At 48.9% G+C, this 21,580-nt stretch carries 20 protein-coding genes and 1 pseudogene; 2 read left to right on the top strand and 19 right to left on the bottom strand.

Going from position 1 to position 21,580, the window contains the following annotated elements:
• Positions 1 to 10 precede the first annotated feature (10 nt).
• From GC128_RS05300 to GC128_RS05255, 10 genes are all read right to left on the bottom strand, one after another.
• On the bottom strand, positions 11 to 1,660 hold the full coding sequence (locus tag GC128_RS05300; RefSeq protein WP_151993419.1) for a glycoside hydrolase family 13 protein: 1,650 nt from the start codon (positions 1,658 to 1,660) through the stop codon (positions 11 to 13).
• A 3-nt stretch (positions 1,661 to 1,663) separates the two neighbouring features.
• Positions 1,664 to 3,304, bottom strand: coding sequence for a glycoside hydrolase family 13 protein (locus GC128_RS05295; RefSeq protein ID WP_151993418.1), 1,641 nt, complete (start codon positions 3,302 to 3,304; stop codon positions 1,664 to 1,666).
• Between the two features lie 32 nt (positions 3,305 to 3,336).
• Entirely contained in the window at positions 3,337 to 4,431 is a 1,095-nt protein-coding gene (locus tag GC128_RS05290) for an ABC transporter ATP-binding protein (protein ID WP_151993417.1), read from the bottom strand.
• Between the two features lie 2 nt (positions 4,432 to 4,433).
• Positions 4,434 to 5,279, bottom strand: coding sequence for a carbohydrate ABC transporter permease (locus GC128_RS05285; RefSeq protein ID WP_151993416.1), 846 nt, complete (start codon positions 5,277 to 5,279; stop codon positions 4,434 to 4,436).
• Entirely contained in the window at positions 5,279 to 6,196 is a 918-nt protein-coding gene (locus GC128_RS05280; RefSeq protein WP_154150325.1) for a carbohydrate ABC transporter permease, read from the bottom strand. Before GC128_RS05280 ends, GC128_RS05285 begins: the two co-directional genes overlap by 1 nt.
• Positions 6,197 to 7,462 carry an ABC transporter substrate-binding protein gene (locus tag GC128_RS05275; RefSeq protein WP_151993415.1) on the bottom strand — a complete coding sequence of 422 codons (1,266 nt, stop codon included), beginning with the start codon at positions 7,460 to 7,462 and terminating at the stop codon, positions 6,197 to 6,199.
• A 169-nt stretch (positions 7,463 to 7,631) separates the two neighbouring features.
• Positions 7,632 to 8,747: a Gfo/Idh/MocA family protein gene (locus tag GC128_RS05270; protein ID WP_151993414.1), complete on the bottom strand. Its 1,116-nt coding sequence runs from the start codon at positions 8,745 to 8,747 to the stop codon at positions 7,632 to 7,634.
• Positions 8,748 to 8,749: 2 nt separating this feature from the next.
• Positions 8,750 to 9,808: a sugar phosphate isomerase/epimerase family protein gene (locus GC128_RS05265; protein WP_151993413.1), complete on the bottom strand. Its 1,059-nt coding sequence runs from the start codon at positions 9,806 to 9,808 to the stop codon at positions 8,750 to 8,752.
• Positions 9,808 to 10,896, bottom strand: a complete 1,089-nt coding sequence (locus GC128_RS05260) for a Gfo/Idh/MocA family oxidoreductase (protein ID WP_151993412.1) — start codon at positions 10,894 to 10,896, stop codon at positions 9,808 to 9,810. Before GC128_RS05260 ends, GC128_RS05265 begins: the two co-directional genes overlap by 1 nt.
• Entirely contained in the window at positions 10,886 to 12,133 is a 1,248-nt protein-coding gene (locus GC128_RS05255) for an MFS transporter (RefSeq protein ID WP_134182783.1), read from the bottom strand. Before GC128_RS05255 ends, GC128_RS05260 begins: the two co-directional genes overlap by 11 nt.
• 306 nt (positions 12,134 to 12,439) lie before the next feature.
• On the opposite strand from GC128_RS05255, the gene GC128_RS05250 reads away from it, so the two are divergent.
• Positions 12,440 to 13,411 carry a LacI family DNA-binding transcriptional regulator gene (locus GC128_RS05250; protein WP_151993411.1) on the top strand — a complete coding sequence of 324 codons (972 nt, stop codon included), beginning with the start codon at positions 12,440 to 12,442 and terminating at the stop codon, positions 13,409 to 13,411.
• A gap of 56 nt (positions 13,412 to 13,467) precedes the next feature.
• Here GC128_RS05250 and GC128_RS05245 read toward each other — a convergent pair whose 3' ends face one another.
• The gene (locus GC128_RS05245; RefSeq protein WP_151993410.1) at positions 13,468 to 13,893 is read right to left on the bottom strand and encodes an ester cyclase; all 426 of its coding nucleotides are present in this window, start codon (positions 13,891 to 13,893) and stop codon (positions 13,468 to 13,470) included.
• A 103-nt stretch (positions 13,894 to 13,996) separates the two neighbouring features.
• Between GC128_RS05245 and GC128_RS05240 the strand changes: the two genes are divergently transcribed.
• Positions 13,997 to 14,932 (top strand): LysR substrate-binding domain-containing protein, encoded by a 936-nt coding sequence (locus GC128_RS05240; RefSeq protein WP_193216221.1) that lies wholly within the window; start codon positions 13,997 to 13,999, stop codon positions 14,930 to 14,932.
• Positions 14,933 to 14,966: 34 nt separating this feature from the next.
• Here GC128_RS05240 and GC128_RS05235 read toward each other — a convergent pair.
• The 8 genes and pseudogenes from GC128_RS05235 to GC128_RS05200 all read right to left on the bottom strand — a co-directional run.
• Positions 14,967 to 15,431, bottom strand: a pseudogene (locus GC128_RS05235) (esterase-like activity of phytase family protein); the annotation flags it as partial.
• A gap of 345 nt (positions 15,432 to 15,776) precedes the next feature.
• Entirely contained in the window at positions 15,777 to 16,811 is a 1,035-nt protein-coding gene (locus tag GC128_RS05230; RefSeq protein ID WP_151993408.1) for an IS110 family RNA-guided transposase, read from the bottom strand.
• Positions 16,812 to 16,913: 102 nt separating this feature from the next.
• Complete coding sequence (locus GC128_RS05225; protein ID WP_151993407.1) at positions 16,914 to 17,237, bottom strand: hypothetical protein; 324 nt, start codon at positions 17,235 to 17,237, stop codon at positions 16,914 to 16,916.
• Positions 17,238 to 17,304: 67 nt separating this feature from the next.
• Positions 17,305 to 18,174 carry an L-ribulose-5-phosphate 3-epimerase gene (locus GC128_RS05220; protein WP_226812002.1) on the bottom strand — a complete coding sequence of 290 codons (870 nt, stop codon included), beginning with the start codon at positions 18,172 to 18,174 and terminating at the stop codon, positions 17,305 to 17,307.
• Positions 18,167 to 18,943 carry an IclR family transcriptional regulator gene (locus GC128_RS05215; RefSeq protein WP_151993405.1) on the bottom strand — a complete coding sequence of 259 codons (777 nt, stop codon included), beginning with the start codon at positions 18,941 to 18,943 and terminating at the stop codon, positions 18,167 to 18,169. The genes GC128_RS05220 and GC128_RS05215 overlap by 8 nt, the downstream gene beginning before the upstream one ends.
• Before the next feature lie 6 nt (positions 18,944 to 18,949).
• Positions 18,950 to 19,594: a 3-keto-L-gulonate-6-phosphate decarboxylase UlaD gene (locus GC128_RS05210; protein WP_151993404.1), complete on the bottom strand. Its 645-nt coding sequence runs from the start codon at positions 19,592 to 19,594 to the stop codon at positions 18,950 to 18,952.
• A gap of 2 nt (positions 19,595 to 19,596) precedes the next feature.
• On the bottom strand, positions 19,597 to 21,081 hold the full coding sequence (locus GC128_RS05205; protein WP_151993403.1) for an FGGY-family carbohydrate kinase: 1,485 nt from the start codon (positions 21,079 to 21,081) through the stop codon (positions 19,597 to 19,599).
• Entirely contained in the window at positions 21,078 to 21,569 is a 492-nt protein-coding gene (locus GC128_RS05200) for a YhcH/YjgK/YiaL family protein (RefSeq protein WP_151993402.1), read from the bottom strand. The genes GC128_RS05205 and GC128_RS05200 overlap by 4 nt, the downstream gene beginning before the upstream one ends.
• Positions 21,570 to 21,580 lie beyond the last annotated feature (11 nt).

Below are 21,580 nucleotides of genomic sequence, written 5' to 3'. Positions count from 1 at the left end.
AGACTTGTGTTTACGCTAGCTTGTAAATTCGCGCCTCCCACGGGTGCAGCCGATAAAGCTCATCCACCTGCGGGTAATTCCCCAACACACATTCGGCCCATTCGAGCGGCAACTCATCGCTCGTCCAGCGGGCCGATTTCGAGGACATATTGCATAGCACCACGAACTCCGCGCCGTCGAGCACGCGTCGGTAAGCGTAAATTTGCGGGTTGTCTACCAATTCCAGTTCATAACGCCCGTAAATCAGCGCGCGCTCCTTTTTGCGTAGCTGAATTAACGCGCGGTAGAAATTCAGCACGGAATCCGGGTCTTGCTGCTGGCTGGCAACGTTAATCATTTCAAAGTTGGCATTCACTTTAAACCACGACTCGCCATCGCTAAAACCGGCGTTCGGCCAGGCGTTCCATTGCATTGGCGTACGGGAATTGTCGCGCCCGGTGTTGGTGAGAAACGCGATAATCTCCTCTTCGCTTTTGCCCTGCGCTTCCATTTCACGCCACATATTTTTCGCTGACACGTCATCAAAATCGTCGTAGCTGTTGAATCGGGTATTCGTCATACCGATTTCCTGGCCCTGGTAGATAAACGGCGTGCCCTGCATCAGAAAATAGAGCGCGGCGATGCAGGTCGCACTTTCACGCCAGTGGTGTTCGGTGTCGCCCCAACGCGAGGTAATACGCGTCAGGTCGTGGTTTTCCACATACAGCGCGTTCCAGCCTTTTCCTTCCAGCGCCTCCTGCCAGGCGGTGAAAATTTTCTTTAATACCGCAGGTTCCGGGCGCAAACCGGCTTCTGGTTCCCACAGCCGCACATGTTCAAACTGGAATACCATGCTCAGGCGGTTGCGGTGCTCACCCACCCACTCTTCGGCGTGATCGGCAAACAGGCCGTTCATTTCGCCCACGGTGACAATATCGTAGTGCTGCAAAACGTTACAGCTCATGTCATCGACATAATCCAGCAGCCCGTCGTAGTTCAGATGGCTTTTCATCGACGGCGCATAGCGCAGTTTATCGGGGTTAGGTACATCAGCCAGCAGCGGCTCTTTTTTCAGATGCGCGATGGCGTCTATACGGAACCCATCGATACCTTTATCCAGCCACCAGCGCATCATGTCGTACACGGCGCGGCGCACATCGTGGTTTTCCCAGTTCAGATCCGGCTGGCGGCGGGTAAACAGATGCAGAAAATATTGCTCCGTTACCGGGTCAAATTCCCAGGTTGAGCCTTTAAAAATCCCTTCCCAATTGTTGGGTTCTGCGCCATTTTTACCGTCGCGCCAGGTGTACCAGTCGCGTTTCGGGTTATCGCGTGAGGAGCGGGATTCAAGGAACCACGGGTGTTCATCGGACGTATGGTTGACTACCAAGTCGATAATCAACCGCATTCCGCGAGCGTGAACTTCACTCAGCAGGCGGTCAAAATCAGCCATCGTGCCAAATTCCGCCATGATCTCCTGATAATCGCTGATGTCATAGCCGTTATCATCATTTGGCGATTTGTACATCGGGCAGATCCAAATCAGATCAATTCCGAGGTCTTTGAGATAATCGAGTTTTTCGGTGATTCCGTTCAGATCGCCAATGCCGTCGCCGTTGCTGTCCTTAAAACTGCGCGGATAAATCTGGTAGGCCACCGCCTCTTTCCACCAGCTCGCCATCGTTTACCTCCCGATTAATAAAGCAAAAGATTCATAAGGTTGTAGCTCGAGACTCACCGCCAACTGGTCGCGCGGTGCATAGTTGCTGATCAAACATTCCCCGTGCCAGTTCTGCATTTCAGGCGGAATATCGAGCGTCAGGGGCTCGGCGGTAAAGTTGTTGATCACCAGCAAACGATCGTCACCCAACGTTCTGAGCCAGGCGAAAACCTGCGGATGGTCGCGCAAAACAGGCTGGAAATCGCCGTAAACTAAAACCGGGTATTGTTTACGCAGCGCCACCATTTTCTGGTAATGCCATAAGATTGAATCCGGTTCGGCGAGAGCCGCGGCCACATTTATCTGGCGATAATTCGGGTTCAGCGCAATCCATGGACTGCCGGTGGTAAAGCCTGCATTCGGACCGCTGTCCCACTGCATTGGCGTGCGGGCGTTATCGCGGCCATTAGCATGGATGCCGAGCATCATTTCTTCATGGCTCACACCTGCGGCCAGTCGCTCCTGGTACAGATTCAAACTCTCGATATCGCGGTAGTCGTCAATGGTCTCAAAGCGCACGTTGGTCATGCCGATCTCTTCGCCCTGATAGATATACGGCGTGCCTTTCAGGCAGTGCAGCGCGGTGGCGAGCATTTTGGCGGACGGTTCGCGGAACTCGCCTTCATCGCCAAATTTCGATACCGCGCGCGGTAAATCGTGATTACTCCAGAACAGCGAATTCCAGCCCTGATGCGCCAGCGCGGTTTGCCATTTCTCAATCACCGCTTTGAAACTCGCCAGCTCAAACGGTTTGCTGCGCCATTTCCCGGCGTGCTCATCCCAGAACTGTTTGATGTGGTCGAACTGGAAAACCATGGAGAGTTCTTCGCGTTCTTCCCCGCTGTACAGCAACGCATCTTCGGTTGAGGCACTCCACGCTTCGCCCACCGTTACGTAATCCCCTTTGCCAAACGTGGCGCGGTTCATCTGGCGGATCAACATGTGCAGATTTTTACCGTTCGCCATAATCTGCGCATCGACTTCTTTACCGATCAGGTCGATAACGTCCATGCGGAAACCGCCGATGCCTTTAGCCAGCCAGCGGTTCATCATGGCGTGGACTTCATCATGAACGCGCGGGTTATCCCAGTTGAGATCCGGCTGGCGTTTTGAGAACTGGTGCAAATAATATTCGCCGCTGGCCTCGTCTAACGCCCAGCCGCTACCGCCAAAGTACGAGCGGAAATCGTTCGGCGGGCCGCCATCTGCCGCAGGTTTGCGCCAGATATAAAAATCACGGAACGGGTTATCTTTCGATTTCAGCGCTTCGATAAACCAGGGGTGTTCATCAGAGGTGTGGTTGACGACGAGATCCATCAGGATATGAATATCGCGCTGTTTCGCCTGCGCAATCAGGGTTTCCATTTCCGCCATGGTGCCAAATTCGGCGGCGATGTCTTCGTAGTCGGAAATGTCGTAGCCGTTGTCGTCCATCGGCGAGCGGTAAACGGGCGAGAGCCAAATCAGGTTGATGCCAAGCTGTTGCAGGTAGTCGAGTTTGCTGATGATGCCGTTGATGTCGCCGATACCATCACCGTTGCTGTCCATAAAACTGCGCGGATAGATTTGGTACACCACCGCATTGTGCCACCATTTTTTTTCCACTTATTGCTCCTTTTTCTGTCGTTCCATTCACCTTAAATTCGCACAAACGCCCGCCCGTCGCTGTTAAACAAGTAGCAATTCTCAGGCGGCAGCCGAAGGCCGATGCGTCTGTCTGCTTTAACCTCAAGTCTGAAAGTATGGCGCATCACCAGCGGTTCGCTACCGTAACCACTATTTACGTAGAGCAACGTCTCGTTGCCCATCTGCTCAACGAATAAAACTTCCCCTTCGATATCTGCCTGTGCCAGTTCCGTTATCTGGATATGTTCCGGGCGGATCCCCAACTGCACTTTCTGCCCCTCAGGCACACCCGCGCCGTTGACCGGCAGCGAAATAAGCTGGCGGTTTTCCAGCATTACATCGGTGCGCTGGGCGTTGCCAGAAACCAAAACGCCGGGGATCAGGTTCATTTTTGGTGAACCGATAAACTGCGCGACAAACACATTTGCCGGGCGGTCGTACAATTCAAGCGGCGTGCCCACCTGCTCGATTTGTCCCTGGTTAAGCACCACGATGCGGTCGGCAAGCGTCATCGCTTCGACCTGGTCGTGAGTGACGTACAAAATAGTGGCGTTGATGCGTTTATGCAGTGCGGCAATTTCCATGCGCATCTGCACGCGCAATGAAGCATCAAGGTTTGAGAGCGGTTCATCGAACAAAAATAGGCTCGGTTCGCGCACAATCGCTCGCCCGATCGCCACTCGCTGGCGCTGGCCGCCGGAGAGATCTTTGGGGCGACGGTCGAGCAAATGCTCGAGTTGCAAAATACGCGCGCTTTCTCGCACTTTTTCATCAATCACTTTCACCGGCAGCTTCGCCATTTCCAGCGCAAATGCCATATTCTGGTACACCGTCATATGCGGATAGAGCGCGTAAGACTGGAACACCATGCCGATACCGCGCTCTGACGGGGAATCGTCGTTTACACATACCCCGTCGATGCGCATCTCACCGCCGCTTATCTCCTCAAGGCCCGCAACCATGCGTAGCAGCGTAGATTTCCCGCAGCCGGACGGCCCAACCACCACCACAAATTCCCCGCTGTTGATTTCCAGATCGAGCGGTTTAATCACCTCAGATGCCGCGCCGTAGCGTTTTTGAATTTTATCGAGTACGAGTTGCGCCATGGTTATCCCTTAATCGCTCCACTGGTAAGCCCGCTGACGATGCGTTTCTGGAAGATAAGTACCAACACAATAATCGGCAGCGTCACCACCACCGACGCCGCCATAATGCTGCCCCACGGCAGCTCAAAGGTAGACGCGCCGCTGAACATACTGATGGCGACCGGCACCGTGCGTTTGTCGCCAGAAATAATAAACGTCAGCGCAAACATGAACTCATTCCACGCGCCGATAAACGCCAACAGCCCGGTGGTAACCAGCGCGGGGGCGAGAATTGGCGCAAACACCCGGCGAATAATGGTCCAGGTTTTGGCACCATCAACAATCGCCGCCTCTTCCAGCTCAACGGGAATCGACTTCATAAAGGTAGTTAAAACCCAAACGGTGAACGGCAGCGAAAAGGTGGTGTAAGAGAGCACCAGCGCGCCGAGCGAGTCATAAAGTCCGAGAAAACGCACCAGCTCAAACATGCCCGTCAACACTGCCACTTGCGGGAACATCGAGACACACAGAATGGTGAACAGCAGGAATTTACGCCCACGGAACGGCACACGTGCCAGCGCAAAAGAGGCGGTAATCGACACCAGCAGGCAGATGCCGACGGTAATCGTCGCCACCAGCACCGAGTTAAGCAGGCTGCGAGCGATGCCGTTATCTACCAACGCGGTGACGTAGTTGCTCCAGTGGTAGCCGCTGGGTAAATAGGCGGGTAAAAATAGCTCCTGCCCGGTGCGCAGTGACGTGATAATTGCGTAATAAAACGGGAAAACGCAGAACAGCACGGCACAGGTCGCGCCAAAAAAAATCACCATGCTATGGCCAAATTTGCGCTGCCGACGGGTTATTTTCATCACCGCTTCTCCTTCTCGTTTAAACGTGAGACGCGGATAAAACAGGCCGCTATGCCTGCCACCATCATAAACACCAGCACCGATGCCGCCGAGCCCATCCCCATATCCTGATAGGAGATGATTTGCTCCCGGGCGTAGCCGGAAACGGACATGGTGGCCTCGCTGTTGGAGGTCAACACGAAGATCAAATCGAAAATGCGCATCGCATCCATCACACGGAAAATCAGTGCCACAATCATCGCGGGCATAATCAGCGGCAGCGTAATGCGCTTGAACCTTTGCCACGGGCTGGCACCATCTACACGAGCGGCTTCGTAAAGATCATTGGGGATCAGCTGTAGTGCGGCCAGTAACATCAGCGCCATAAACGGCGTGGTTTTCCAGACGTCGGCAATCACCACCGCCCACATCGACAGCGAAGGCTCAGCAATCCACGCCAGATGTGCCTGATAGCCAAAGATTTTCGCCAGCAGATCGTTCACCACACCGTATTGGTCGTGGAACATCCAGCCCCACATTTTGGCGCTCACAATCGTCGGAATTGCCCACGGCACCAGAATCGCGGTGCGAACTAAGCCCTGACCGCGAAATTTCTGGTTCATTAACAGCGCCAGCAACATCCCGAGAAACAGCTCGATGCCAACCGACACCACGGTAAACCACAGCGTGTTGCCGACAGCCTGCCACCACAGCGGGTCAACCAACACGCCGCTGCTGTCGCCGTCATGCGTGGCGTAATAGTTTGCCAGCCCGACCATTTGGTACTCGGACGGGTTGTCGAGCATCGCGTTGGTGAAGCTGAAAAAGAAGGTACGCACCAGCGGCCATCCCGCCGCAAGTGCCAGAAGTAACAGCGCTGGCGCCACCAGTATCCATGCGATACGGCGACGCCGTTGTTGATAGCCTGTATGTGCCAATTAATGCCAGTCCTTACCTTTGACACGCTCAAGGCGTTTTTGCAGATCGGCGACCGCAGTTTTGCCATCGCTGCTACCGTTGAGCACTTTAAAGGTCACGTTAAAGATGGCGTTAGAGACACGCGGATACTGGCTTTTGGTGGCCGTTGCCGGGCGCGGAACTGCGTTGGCGAAGATATCCTTAAACATCGTCAGATGCGGTGCGGTTTCCAGTACCGCTTTGTCTTCATACAGGGCCGTTCGCGTCGGTGCGAAGCCGAGATATTTCAGCTGCATTTTCTGCGAATCAGCATCGGTGAGGATTTTCAGCAACGCAATCGCTGCATCTTTGTTTTTGGTATTGGCATTGACGGACCACTGCCAACCACCCAGGGCGTTGGCTGATTTGCCATCTGGCCCGGCCGGAAGCGGTGCTACGCCGACTTTGCCTTTGAGCGGACTATCCGCGCCTTGCGAGAGCAGATACGCATATGGCCAGTTGCGCATAAACAGCGCATCACCATTCTGGAACACCGCTCGCGATTCTTCTTCTTTGTAACCCAGCGCCCCTTTCGGCGTGATTTTACCAATCCAGCCAGCGACCATATCCAGTGCAGCCGCAGCCTTCGGATTATTTACGGTCACGTTCCCTTTTTCGTCGATAAAGGTGCCGCCGCCGTAAGAGTCAATCCACTCCAGCGCGTTACAAGTCAGCCCTTCATACGATTTGCCCTGGAAGATCATCCCCCAGAAGTTTTTGTGCCCCGCTTTGCGCTCTTCTTCCTGAATTTTGGTGGCGATGCGCGTCAGATCTTCCCAGGTTTTCGGCGGCTGCTCGTTGTACTTTTCCAGCAGGTCTTTGCGGTAATAGAGCACACCGGTATCCAGATACGCCGGCACCGCTTTCACTTTACCGTTCACCGTGTCATTCGCCCAAGGGCCGGGGAAGAAATCGCCTTTCATATCGCCCACTGCGTCGGTTAAATCGAGAGTTTGCTTATCGAGCAGCCCTACCCAGATGGTGTCCGACTGGAACAAGTCCACCGCCTTTTCATCTTTGGCGGCAAACAGTTGTTGCAGCAGCGCCAGCTTTTCATCAGACGCCGCCGGGAACTCGATGAACTCCAGCTTGTTGCTGGTCTGTTTTTCAAAACGGTCTTTGACGTATTTGCAGTATTCCTTACCGCCAGGCGAGATCGGGCATTCCATACGCAGGGTATCGGCAAGCGCGGCGTTAGAAACGCCCGCGAGCGCTAAGGTAATAAGACTTAACGTCAGCTTTTTCATTGTTTCCTCTTTTGTTCAGACCAAACCGGAGGGAGTGAGTTTTAAACGCACCAATAAAAAAGCTAGTTAACAATCGAACCAGACGGCAACTTAGCCGGCTAACCTTTGCGCGATTTTTCGACGCGGTGCACGTAACGTTATTTTTTATTTCACTTTTGCGTGAGACGGGCTACCACTCCAGCCATTCCCCGCCTCGTTGGCTACTCTCTCGCACAGTCTCGATAAATTTCATACCTGCAAGGCCTTCGGCAATGCCCGGTAGCCACGGTGCTTCGCCACCGCGAATTTTCACCGCCGCTTCGCGGTAGATTTGTGCGAAACCTTCCAGATAACCTTCCGGGTGCCCGGCAGGTGTGCGGCACTGGTGGCGTACGGAATCATGATTATTGACACCGTTTCGCGTGACAACGTAACTGTTTCCGTGATGCGGATGGATTTCCAGAATTTCTGGCTGTTGCTGGCGGAAACTGATTGTCGCCCTGCTTCCCACGATACGCAGGCGCAGATCGTTTTCAAAACCGGGAGCAACCTGGCTTGCCCACAAACGCCCGCGCGCACCGTTGGCGTAACGCATTTCAGCGTACACTTCGTCGTCCAGTACACGGCCTGGAATACGTGTCAGCAATTCGCCACGCACGGTTTCTGGCTCCATACCGCTGACAAACGCCGCCAGTTGCCAGGCATGAGTGCCGATATCACCAATCGCACCGGCACCCGCCATAGCCGGGTTTCCGCGCCAGCTCGCCTGTTTGTTGTCGGTGAGTTCCAATCTGTCATTAAGCCAGTCCTGCAAATACTCAACTTCGATGGCGCGAATATCACCGATTTCACTGTTGGCGATACGAGCGCGGGCTTCGCGCACCATCGGCAGTGCGCTGTAGTTATGGGTAAGAATAAATTGCAGACCAGTTGCGTCGATAATCTGCGCAAGCTCCTGAGCCTCGGCAAGCGTGACCCCGAGCGGTTTGTCGCAGATGACATGAATGCCGTGTTGCAGAAAGACTTTTGCTACCGGAACGTGCAGATGGTTGGGGGTGACAATCGAGACAATTTCAATACCGTCCGGGCGCGATGCCTCGCTTTGCGCCATTTCCTGCCAACTGGCATAACAGCGAGAGTCTTCGATAAACAACGCCTCACCGCTGCGTTTTGCCACTTCCGGCGAGGATGAAAACGCCCCAGCAACCAGCTCAAACTGGTCATCGAGCCGTGCCGCGATACGGTGCACGCCGCCGATAAACGAGCCTTCACCGCCGCCGACCATACCCAAACGAATACGTTTCATGGTTACTCCTCCAGCCCGAGCATACGACACACCGCTGATTTGTCGCTGTCACGAAGCGCAAAGTCGTCAAAGGCATATTCGGCAACCGGAATAATGTGTTCCGCGATAAATTTTGCCCCTTCCCGCGCGCCCGCATCGCCTGCTTTCAGACAACACTCCCATTCAAGCGTAGCCCATCCGCTGTAGTCATATTGCGCAAGTTTGCTGAAGATCCCATTGAAATTAACCTGCCCGTCGCCAAGGGAACGAAAACGCCCAGGGCGCTCAATCCATGGCTGATAACCGGCATAAACACCGCTTTTTGCCGAAATCTGAAACTCGGCATCTTTGACGTGAAAAGCTTTGATTCGTGCATGGTAGTGGTCGATAAAACCTAGGTAATCCATGTGTTGCAGCAACATATGGCTTGGGTCATAGAGGATATTGCAGCGCGGGTGGTTATCAACTAATGCCAGAAAACGCTCGAACGTGACGCCATCATGCAAATCTTCGCCGGGATGTAGCTCAAAGCAGACATCAACGCCCACGTCGTCGAAGCAGTCCAGAATCGGCTTCCAACGGGCAGCAAGTTCTTGAAACGCTTCATCAAGCAACTGCTCATTGCGCGGCGGCCACGGGTAAAAATACGGCCAGGCCAGTGCGCCAGAAAACGTGGCGTGAGCCTTTAGCCCAAGATTTTGCGAGGCTCGAGCGGCTTGTTTCAGGCTGTTTACCGCCCATTGCTGACGCGCAGTGGCATCGTGCGCCAGTTCCGGTGGAGCGAATCCGGCAAATGCCGCGTCATATGCCGGATGCACGGCGACCAGTTGCCCCTGCAAATGGGTTGAAAGCTCGCTGATTTCCAGTCCTACATTCCCCAAAATGCCACGAATTTCCGTGCAGTACTCCTGGCTTTCAGCGGCTTTGGCGAGGTCGAATATATGTGGCAGATGCGTGGGGATTTGCACCGCTTTATAGCCCAGACCCGCAGCCCAGGCCGCTAAGGTGTCGAGTGAGTTAAACGGCGGCTGGTCGGATATAAACTGTGAGAGAAATATGGACGGCCCTTTCAGGGTTTTCATTACAACATCTCCTTAATTAAAACCGTGCGTTGCTCACGAACGGCAAGGTCTGCCGCCAGCACTACGGCCAGGCTTTCAACCGCCTGCTGCAAGTGCTGCGAAAGATCGCTATCGTCGAAAATGGCGCGGGCAAAAAACTGTTGTTCGAGTTGGCACAAGGCAAAGTGATCGGGCTCATCGCTTGCCGTCACCCATTCATCCTGGTGAACAAACTCGCCCTGTGCGTTTAATTGAGAGTGATGAACGCGCAGTGATTCAGTGCGCGTGTGCGCTTCAACATTGGCTGACTGCCCTTCGCCAGCGGCTTCCCGGGCGATAATCGAAACAGATCCTTGTGGGCCAATCACATCTTTAATAAAGAATGCTGTCTGGCTCATCATCGGCCCCCATCCCGCCTCGTACCAGCCGACGGAGCCGTCTTCAAAACGTACCTGAAGCTGGCCGTAGTTGAACTGCTCGGATGGAATTTCATCGCTTAAGCGCACGCCGATAGCACTCACCGACTGTGGGGTGGATTGCGCCATTTGGCACATCACATCCAGATAATGCACACCGCAATCGACAATCGGCGAAAGCGACTGCATCAGCATTTTGTGAGTGTGCCAGGCGCTGCCGCTGCTTTGCTGGTTGAGGTTCAAGCGCATCACCAGCGGTTTGCCAAGCCCATGCGACAGCTGAATAAATTGCTGCCACACCGGGTGGTGACGCAGGATGTAGCCGACCACCAGTTTTTTACCTGCCAGCCGCGCGGTGGCAATAACGCGTTTCGCCCCGCTCACCGTGGTGGCGAGCGGCTTTTCGAGAAATACATGACAGCCTGCAGCAAGTGCCGTTAATGCCAGCACTTCGTGGGTATCGGGCCAGGTGGCGATGCATACTGCATCAGCCTGGGTTTCGGCAATCGCCCGTTTTAAATCATCAAATAGTGGGATATCCGCTGCGAGTTGTGCTTTCAACCGGGCTTTAGAATCCCCGCGGGCCACCAGCCCGCAGAGAGTAAATTCGTCCAGGTGCTGATACGCAAGGCTGTGGGCACTCCCCATATTCCCGCAGCCCACAACCAACACGCGCAGCGGCTTATTTGCCATGCTGCTCGCCCTCTTTATAGTTGAAACTAAAGAAGAAGATCGCCGCAATCACCACGGCTGCTATCGCTGGCATCCACCAGAATTGTTGCCATTGCAGCAAGCCTTCAGCCCCTTGTGCGGTGACCGAGCGGTTAAATACCGCGCCGCTAATTTGCGAACCGATCAACATCCCCAGTCCGTAAGTGAACAGTACCAGCAGGCTTTGCGCCTGGCCTTTCACTTTGTTGCCCGCCACTTTATCGGTATAGATAAAGCCGATCACAAAGAAGAAGTCGTAACATACCCCATGCAAAATGATGCCGATGTAGATCATCCAGCGTGTCTCTTCGGTGATGCCCAGAGCAAACATCGCGTAACGTGCAAACCATGCCAGCATACCGATAAGCAGCATCATTTTGATGCCCAGACGGCGGAAGAAGAACGGAATCAGCAGCATAAACAGCAGCTCAGACATCTGCCCTAATGCCATCACTCCACTGACGTTCTCGAACCCAACCGCGGAAATAAACGGTGCGGCGTAAGCGTAATAAGCCGCCAGAGGAATAGAGATAAGCGTGGCGCAGATGATAAACACCATAAAGTGGCGCTGTTTAAGCAGTGCGAAAGCATCTGCACAAACCAGGTCGCGCATCGACAGTGGCTTACCACGATCTGGCGCGGGCGTATTGGGCAGTGTAAAGCTGTAAATCCCCAATACCACGGAAGCGACTGCCGCCAGAGTGAAGATGCCAGTGCTGTCTGAAAGGCCGCTGGTGCCGACAATCAGCCCCGCCACAATCCAACCGATGGTGCCGAACGCACGCACAATCGGGAACCCTTTTTCGCTGTTTGCCAGGCTGTGGAACGCTACGTTGTTGCTCAGCGCAATGGTTGGCATGTAGCAAAGCATGTAGCCGAAGATTATCCACAACAGGCCGCTTTGCCCGCTTTCAAACGCGCCCGGCAACCACCACAGCAATGCCGCGCCAATCAGGTGCAACACGCCGAGGACTTTTTGCGAGGCAAAGAAACGGTCCACCAGCATGCCGAGAACAAATGGCGACAAAATGGAAGCAATCGGCCCGGTGGAATACGCATCGCCAATCAACGCGCTCAGACCGTATTTACCCATCACCACGCCGAGGGTCACATACCAGGCCCCCCAGACGAAAAACTCAAGAAACATCATTAACGACAGGCGTGGGATCACCCATTTATGAGTGACCACTTGTGCCCCAACGGCCGAGTGAGAAGACATAAATCCTCCGGTACAGAGTTTGCATTTGTTATTGTTGTTTACCCTAAATAATTCTTGACGCACGAAGGCGGCAATCGAAGGCATCCCGATGAGCTTACTCAAGTAAGTGATTCGGGTAACTGAGTGCGGCCAACGAACCTGCAACGCGAAGTATGACGGGTAAATTATGTAATCGATTACATTCGCACATCAATAAAAATGTAATCGATTTCATTGAGACTTCCATCATGCGGGTGAATTATTTGGTAGTATTGATTCGAATCTGGAATGTGGTTCACAAATCAACCGATCGTGCAAAGGATCAACATGTCGATAGATAAAGTGGCGCGAATTGCTGGTGTTTCTACCGCGACTGTTTCCCGGGTATTAAACGGCAACCCTGCCGTTAAACCGGACACGCGCGACAAAGTGCTGGCGGCGATCGAGGCGTGTGAATACCAACCTAACCTGCTGGCACGCCAGTTGCGCACCTCGCGTAGTCGCATGCTGCTGGTGCTGGTGTCGAACATCACTAACCCCTTCTGCGCCCGTGTGGTGCGTGGCATTGAAGAGGAAGCGGAGAAGCACGGCTACCACATTCTGCTGTGCAATTCAGAATCGCGCCTGACGCGTGAATCGGCCTATTTGCGCCTGTTAAGCGGCAAAGTGGTCGACGGTGTTATCACTATGGATGCCATCAGTTGCTTGCCAGGGTTAACCACGCTGATTGGCGATTCGCCGTGGGTGCAATGCGGCGAAGGCGATCCAGGTTATAACGCATCATCTGTGACCATTGATAACTTCAAAGCGGCTTCCGCCGCGGTCGATCACCTGATGACATCTGGCTATAAGCGCATTGCGCTGATTAACGGCGATTTGCGTTATCTCTATTCGCAACAGCGTGAAGCCGGTTATCGCGCAGCCTGCGGCAAAAACTGGCAAGCGGTAGTCTATGCCGACAGCCTCGAATACCAGGCTGGCATACAGGCGATGGCCGAACTGTTTACCCTGCCGGAACCGCCAGATGCGGTATTCGCCATTTCTGACGCACTGGCAGGTGGTGCGCTGCATTACGCCCACGAACAAGGGCTGCGCGTGCCTGAAGATGTGGCAATTATGGGCTTTGACGGCGTGCCGTTTGGCTCCGTCACCTACCCGCCGCTCACCACCATCGAACAGCCGATGCACCAACTCGGTGTTCGCAGCGTGCAGTTGCTGCTCGAGCGCATTGATAACCCGGAAGTTGAAACCGTGAATGAGATTCTGGACTGGAAGTTATTGGTACGGGGATCGGTGTAGGTTTTTTGTAAAAAAATAAACGCTGAATCTGCATTCAGCGCTTTACTTATATTCCGTTATTGATAGTCAATAATACCAACCTGCTTCGCCATGAATAATTCATTTCTCTCGACAATCTCTTCGACTACTTTCCCTTCGGCATTAAAGCGGAAATAAGTCAGTGCGGTCCACGTCACATCTTTGCCATGGACATCAAATCCATGCCAGGTATTAGAACCACGCGCCACATGTTTCAGATGAACCACGACGACATCTTCAGTGATGACTTCTTTGCTGAATGTCGTGACAATGGATTCATAGCGATTAATTACATGTTCAAGCAGTGCATTTTTGAAGTTTTCAACGCCATGAATAGGTGCATCACAATCAGGGCGATGAATAATAACGTCCTTGTCAAAATACTCTTTAACGCGATCTGCATCTTTTCCATCAACGCAATATTTAAAGTATTTTTTCACTGTCTCAAGATTATTTAAACTCATCGTAATAACTCCGGGGCGATTAATTAAAATCGAGTATATGGATGTTTGTGGTATTCGTAAATAACATATATATTGCATGTGGTATGCAAATAATGGATATCATATGAAACTCGATAGACTTGAACGCTGGGCAACAGTCAGGCACTTTCGCCTGGCAATCGCCCTTTTCGAATACGGCAGTGTTCTTCACGCTTCCCGATCGCTGAATGTCTCGCAACCTACAGCCAGTAAGCTACTTTTCGATCTTGAAGATGCGGTCGGGGCAAAACTATTCCTAAGAAATCGCCGTGGGGTTACCCCCACAGAACTGGGGCGCGCATTTGTTGACCGCAGCAAAATGGTGCTGGCACAGCTCGACCATGTCTCGCAGGCCATCAGTGCGTTGGGAACGGGTCATGCCGGAAGAGTCGCTATTGGCAGTTTATTAACCGGATCGAGTTATCTGGTTCCCGCAGCTATTGCTAAGCTGAGTATTTCACGGCCCGAAATACGCATAAAAATTATTGAAGGTGTCAGCGGAGAGTTATTACCGCGACTGGTTTCTGGTGAACTGGATTTTTTAATTGGTCGATTATCGGATATTAGTTCCAGTGCTGTAGTTTCTCAGGAAGCCTTATTTAGTGAAAACGCGATAGTTGTCGCCCGTAAAGGCCATCCACTGGAAAAAAAACCACACATATTCCTTGAAGAATTAAAAAAGGAAGCATGGATATTACCGCCAATTGAAACCACTCTACGTAAACAATTTGATAATACATTTTACAATGAAAATATCGATCCGCCCCATGCCACAATCGAGACTGTTTCATTCTTTAATATATTATGGCTTTTAAAAAAGACTGACTTATTAGGTATTCTGCCGCATTCCATCGTTACGGATATTACTTATAGTAATGATCTTGTACGCTTGCCGTCATTTGAACCGCTGGTTCTTGAGCAGATAGGTATTTCCAGGTTGATGGGAAGTGAACTCTCACCTGCTGCAACGGCGTTGGTGGAGTCCATTCGGAATGTGATGGCAAGTTCATCGGCGGAATAACTTAGGGGCAACGTAGTCGTTGCCCCTATAAAAACTACTTCAACGCTTCCGGCAACTTAATCACCCAAAGCTCATTTTGTGACTCAGGTTTTTCCAGCGGTTTTAAGGATATTTTTGTCGCGACTTCTTTGCCGTCACGGGTCAAATGCCCTTTGCCATCCACTTCATAATCGTCGGCTTTTTTTGCATCGGCATCAGGGTTTTCCAGCACCGGCTGTAAACCGAAATCATTGTCGTTAATCACCGCAATAGTTTGGTTATCAATCAATGTCATCCCTTCGGCTTTTTCCTGCTGCCAGCCGAGTTTGCGCAAGTCGACGACTTCTTTTTTGCTCGCCAGTTTAATACCGCGCGCTTGCAGTTGTGCCACGTCGTCAAATTCTGGTGCTTTGTCTTTATCAAACGAACTCAGATCGCTGGCCTTGCTAAGATCAACCACATAAACCAGGTTGCGCATGACTTTGTTTTTGTCGCCGCCCTGCTCGATAGCTTCGAGTTTGAACTCCGGGGAAAATGTGCGTTTAGTCCGACGAGTTTTGATCATGGATTACCTCATGTTCACTGTTTTAACATTAACAGGATTTCGAGGTGTACTGAATTACTGATCCATATATGGACGCCCCGGGTATTACAAGTACTGGTTCGATACGGTTTGCGACCATATATCCGGCGTCATTAGTAGGTTAAGTTACCCGCGCCATGATGTTATCCGAACCCTGTTTCCTTATCACTACACCGGTATAAAATTACCCCGGATCACTTCAGGCTGTTACAGGGACGGTAGCCGTTTTCTCATCAGTGCCTGCAAACTCAGAGAGACATGTTTCCTTTAACACTGTATTAGTTAACTCACAGCGAAAGCCTTGTTCATATTAAAATCAACACCATCGGTCAGTATGCGCCAGATGATCCGGGTCAGTTTGTTCGCTAAAGCTACGGTGGTTTTCAGAAAACCTCGTCGGGCCTCCAGCCTTTTCAGCCAATGACCCATGTTGTCATCACGTTTTTTCACGCATCGCATCACTGAGCGTGCACCATGGATGACCAGTGTTCTCAGGCTGCGATTGCCATTTTTTGTTACAGAGGACAATTTTTGTTTTCCTCCCGAACTGTGCTGGCGGGGAACCAGACCGCACCAGGCGGATAATTCTCTGCCACTGGAAAACTGCACTGCATCCACTTCACTGATAAAAGCTGCAGCGATAAGCGGGCCGACACCCGGGATCGTTAATAAATGACGATAGGCTGTCTGTTGTGAAGATAATGCCGCAATTTCTTTATCCAGACAGGTGACTCGTTCATTCAGTACCTGCATATCTTCCCGTAATGAAGAAAGTAAACGGCGAAGAGTGAAAGTTAAGTCATTAGATGCATCTTCAATAAGTTCAGGTAGCTGCTGCTGGAGGCACTGAATTCCAACAGGAATAATGAGACCATATTCAGCGAGCAGAGAACGAAGCTGGTTAGCCAGCGCGGTTCTCTGCTCAACCATAAGCTGACGGGTATTTCGAAGTGCTTTGATATCCTGCTGTTCAGTGGTTTTGACCGGAACAAAGTGGATGCCCGGGCGGCATGCTGTTTCACAAATTGCCAGTGCATCGTTGGCATCGTTCTTCTGGCTCCTGACAAATGCTTTCACGTGCTGGGCGGGGATAAGTCTTACGCTATATCCCATGGAAACGAGGGTTCGCCCCCAGAAATGAGAAGTTGAACAGGCTTCCATCGCAATTAAAGTACCGGGTTCAAACTGGCGAAGCGTATCCAGCAATTTCTGACGCGATATTTTTCTATTCCAGGCCACGGAACCATCAACCATCCAGACACATACCTGAAAAACTGATTTAGCAATATCGATACCAACAACTTTGATCGTGTTCATGTGATGTTACTCCCGGATCAATGCAGTCAGTAAAAGTATGGCACTGGCTACTTCAGGAAGGGGCGTCCATCACATCACTACACATTTGTTTACAAGCCGGAGCTACTCAACCATAAAATTCATGTGATGCACACGAAGGTTATATTTCTCAACAATAATCTTAGTTGCATTCATACTGGCAATGCGTTGCTGTGAGTTTAGCGCTTGTTCCATCGCACTTTTATCTTCATAACTGTGCTGCATCATCAAAATAACACTCTGATGACGGTCAGACTCTATAAATTCTGGCTTATTCAATACGACACCTTTATTACCCGGGAAAGTTCGTATAATCGATGCAACTTCTTTTTCCATATAATTATAAAAATCTATTTTTTCTTCATTATCTAAATCCGCTTCAAAAAAAGCAGCTCTTATGATAGTCATATATTTATCCTACTGAGGAAATAATTTTTCAGTGAAAGAATCTGGAATAGTTAGTTATCTGAATAAATTAAAGACAAAAGCCTGCTTTATTGGCGGTTTCCTGCAATGTCTTCTTGGCATCTTTAATGTTTTCAAACCATTTATCATCTTGCGCCCACATTTCAATAACAAAAGGTGAGCAATAATCCATGGCAGCCAGAGTTTTAAAAATGGAGAAGAAATCAACCTCCCCTTCACCGATCACTAAATCACGGAACTGGCCTTTAGAAGTACTAGAAACACGACGTGTATCTTTTAAATGCACTTGAATAATATGGTCTTTTGACAACATTAACTCAGTACACACATCATAATTCCAGCCAGTTATATTACCCACATCAGGATAGGCCATAAAGTAAGGTGATGGTATTTCACGTTTCAGAACTTCAAATTTACTTAACGAGTTTAAATATGGGGTATCCATAATTTCCACGCCAAGCATCACACCGGCTTTTTCTGCCATTTTAGCAGCTTGTTTCATACCCTCAATAAAACGTAAGTGAGTACTCTCAGACTGAGGTTCATAATAAACATCGTAGCCGGCCATCTGAATGCAACGAATACCAAGTTTATAAGCTAATGTGATCGCCTTTTCCATAATAGAAAGCGCTTCCTGGCGAATAGTTTCGTCCATAGAACCAAATGGAAATTTTCTATGAGCGCTTAAGCACATGGACTGCAAAGGCATACCATGCTTTACACACAGATTACGTAACTCAGAGATTTCTTCATCAGACCAGTCTAATCGGGCTCTGCGCTCATCGGTTTCATCAACTGAAATTTCAACAAAATCAAAACCTGCATCTTTGGCGTAGAGTAATCTATCTTCCCAACTTAATGTTGCCGGCATGGCTTTCTCATAAATCCCTAACCTGTATTTTTCATTAAAATTAATCACTTGATCCTCCATAATTTAAGTATTGCTGAATTCTATCAGTGAATATTTTTACTTTTTTAGCGATTGCGGAATAACCAATCTGCCGCATTTTAGGTGTCAATGTAGACACACTCACCGCATAAACAGGGGTACCATTTTTATCCAAAATAGGAACGGCTATACAGGATATTCCAGCTTCATTTTCTTCATCATCAATGGCATAACCCCGAACTTTAATCTGCCCAAGAGTTTCGAAAAAAGGTTCTTTATCTAAAATGGTATTTTCTGTTAATTGCTGCATAACATTGGAATTTCGTTGCCAATATGACTCTTTCACAGCATCAGTGCTAAATGCTAAATAACACTTGCCTGCTGCAGAACAATACATAGGTGAGTGCAATCCAACATAGGTACGAGTTCTAAATGAAGCATCCCGTGGTTCGAGTTTATCCTGAAAAATTATATTGTCAGCGTCAAAAGAGAGAAAATTAACGGTTTCATTTATTTCAGAAAGCAATTCAGATAAATAGGGTTTAACAACCCCCGTAACATCTGAATTCAATGCAGCATGGCCTAATTGCATCAACTTCATCGTCAAACGATATTCTTTTCCAGAAAACATCTGGGCGACATACCCCGAAGACTCAAAGGTAGAAAGAACTCTATGAATAGATGACTTATTAAAGCCCGTTCCCTCAGAGATATCCTGTAAAGAAACGCCGTTAGGATATTGCCCCAGATACTCCAGGATAGTTAAGGCTTTAGATAGTGATTTAATTTGTTCACTCATAAATGTCTACCAATGTCTTTTAATTTCACGATGAAAATGTTGGGCAATATCTGGACCATCTGAATCAGCTAAAGCTCTACCAGCAATAAATGCTTTAACATTGATGTCCTTGAATAAATGAATATCTTCTGGAACAATGCCACCCGTGACAGAAAGCTCCAATCCTAATTCGGATAGTTGTTTAAGTTTTACCAGATCATCTTCTGTCCAATTTACTCCCGCTAATTCAGCATCACGAGATCTATGGTAAATAGCTTGTCTGACCCCCATTGCCACCCAATCTCTGGCATTTTCATAGGTCCAGTTACCATATAGTTCTATTTGAACCTCACCCTTAAACTCATCGGTTATCCTTTTAGCTGCGCGAATCGTTTCTATATGTGCAGCAGCACTGACCGTAACCCAGTTCGCCCCTGCCTGCATGGCTAAACGCGTTAAAATGGCGCTGGCATCAGTAATTTTCATATCACAAACAATGATATGGTTTGGATACTTTTCACGCAAAACTGCGACGCTATCAATACCATACGAAAAGGCTAGAATTGTACCAACTTCAATAACATCTAAATTTTTTGAAACCAATTCAACAGATTTTAATGCAGATTCAATCGTTGTGGCATCCAGAGCCATTTGCAGTAAAGGTTTGCTCATTTTCAAGATTCCTCAAATTCTTTGAACATTTTCACAAGCTTCTGATATTTATTATATTTATTCTGGAATTTGATAAAATTATCAGAATCTGGTTTAAATTGCACTGTTTGTGTTTGAATATTTTTAACACAATCACTGACAGTTGGATATTCATCGGCGCCAACCATAGCAACAATAGCCGCACCTAACGCACCGGTTTCATCTATATTTAAGACTTCAACCGTCATACCGCTCAAATCTGCTAGCATTTGCATCCATGTTCTACAAGAAACAGGGCCTCCTGTTACTTTCAGAACTTTAGCCTCTGGAAATCTAATACGCATTCGTTCTAAATGGACATTATGACAAAATAAAATACCTTCCCATATTGCCTGGATTATATGTCCTTTGGTGTGGTGCGCTTGTAAACCATAGAAACCAGATTTGAGACCTAGTCCCTGATTAGAACCATACAAAAAAGGAACAAAAAATACACTGCTAGATGCAACCTCTAGATCTGAAACCAAGGCCTCATTATCTTTATGATTAAAGCTACCATTTTCCCCAAGATAGTTTGAAAACCACTCATAATTACCTGCCGAGGTAGGGCTCGCTTCATGTATAACATATTCATCAGTGATTGCATGATGTCCATATACGAAATTATATTTTTCTTGAGTAATTGATTTTGTAATCCCGGAGGTTACTGCCCATGTCCCCATTACATAATTAAGTGAATTTTCACCGGAGTTAATACCTGAGCATAATGCCGTTGATACTACATCAAATAGGCCACCGAAGACAGGCGTTCCAGCAGACAACCCTGTTTCTTTTGCAACCTCATCAGTAATATAACCACCGATATCATTAGAGTTAATTATTGGTGGTAATGCACTCCATACTTCTTCAATGCCAAATAAATGTAATAAATCTAAATCATACTTTCCTGTATGGGCATTAAAAAAATTACTTTCAGACATATTAGTAATTTCAGCGGCAATGACATCTGTAAAACGATAACGAAGATAGTCATGAGCCATCAAAATTGAACCAATATTGCAGTAAGTATCAGGCTGGTTATCTTTAAGCCAGCGAACAATCGATACAGGATGTCCAGTCCATAATGTCTGTAATGTTTTTTGATAAATAATATTTGGCAACTCTTCGCTCATCCATTTTTTCACTATTGGCAATGAACGTGAGTCTGAAGACATAATTCCTCGTTCTAAACCATGCCCTCTTTTATCAAGTAAGTAAACACCTTTCCCTTGTGCCGAAATGCCCAATCCTTTAATATTTTTTGGGTCCATTGCCGTTACGGTTAATAATTCTTTAATTGCAATGACTGCATCATTCCATAATGCATTCAGATCACGTTCTACCCACCCTTGCTTTTCATTAATAACACTCGCTGACTTTCTTACTAACCCATGCTGATTGCCATGCGCATCAAACAGGGCTGCTTTCATAAACGTCCCACCGGAATCTAAACCAATATAATAATTCATAGCCCCCCCACCAATAAATCATTATGTATTTTCACTACTAACTTCCTAACAAATTCAGACTCTTTATTACTTATATTTGTTATATGGATTACATTTGGTGTAAACAAATAAAACTCACCTGACATTGCATTTATAATGTTTAAATCAATATGATCAGACTCATAGAACAAAATGTCTCTTTTATCATTATAATCACCGAACTGCGGATGATTTCCTGTGTCGATTGACCATGCCATCAGCTCAGTTCCTGACAACATAATTTGCAAGTCTGAGTGATACTTATGAACTTCCGGATGAAAATCAGAAAACGGACTCGTATGATATTCCAAAATCACAAACCAGAGTTTCTCTGCATCATACCCATCAAGTTCATATCGACCTGGAGGCAAAGCACTTAAATCGATTTTAGTTAATTTTGATAGTACATCTTTCACAACAAAAGGATAACTTTCAGATATTGAATTTTGTTTAATATTTCCAATTAACATATAATTATCCA

The sequence above is a fragment of the Buttiauxella massiliensis genome (assembly GCF_902500225.1).
In the GTDB taxonomy this organism is placed as follows: domain Bacteria; phylum Pseudomonadota; class Gammaproteobacteria; order Enterobacterales; family Enterobacteriaceae; genus Buttiauxella; species Buttiauxella massiliensis.
This window is presented reverse-complemented; position numbering and strand designations above follow the sequence as displayed.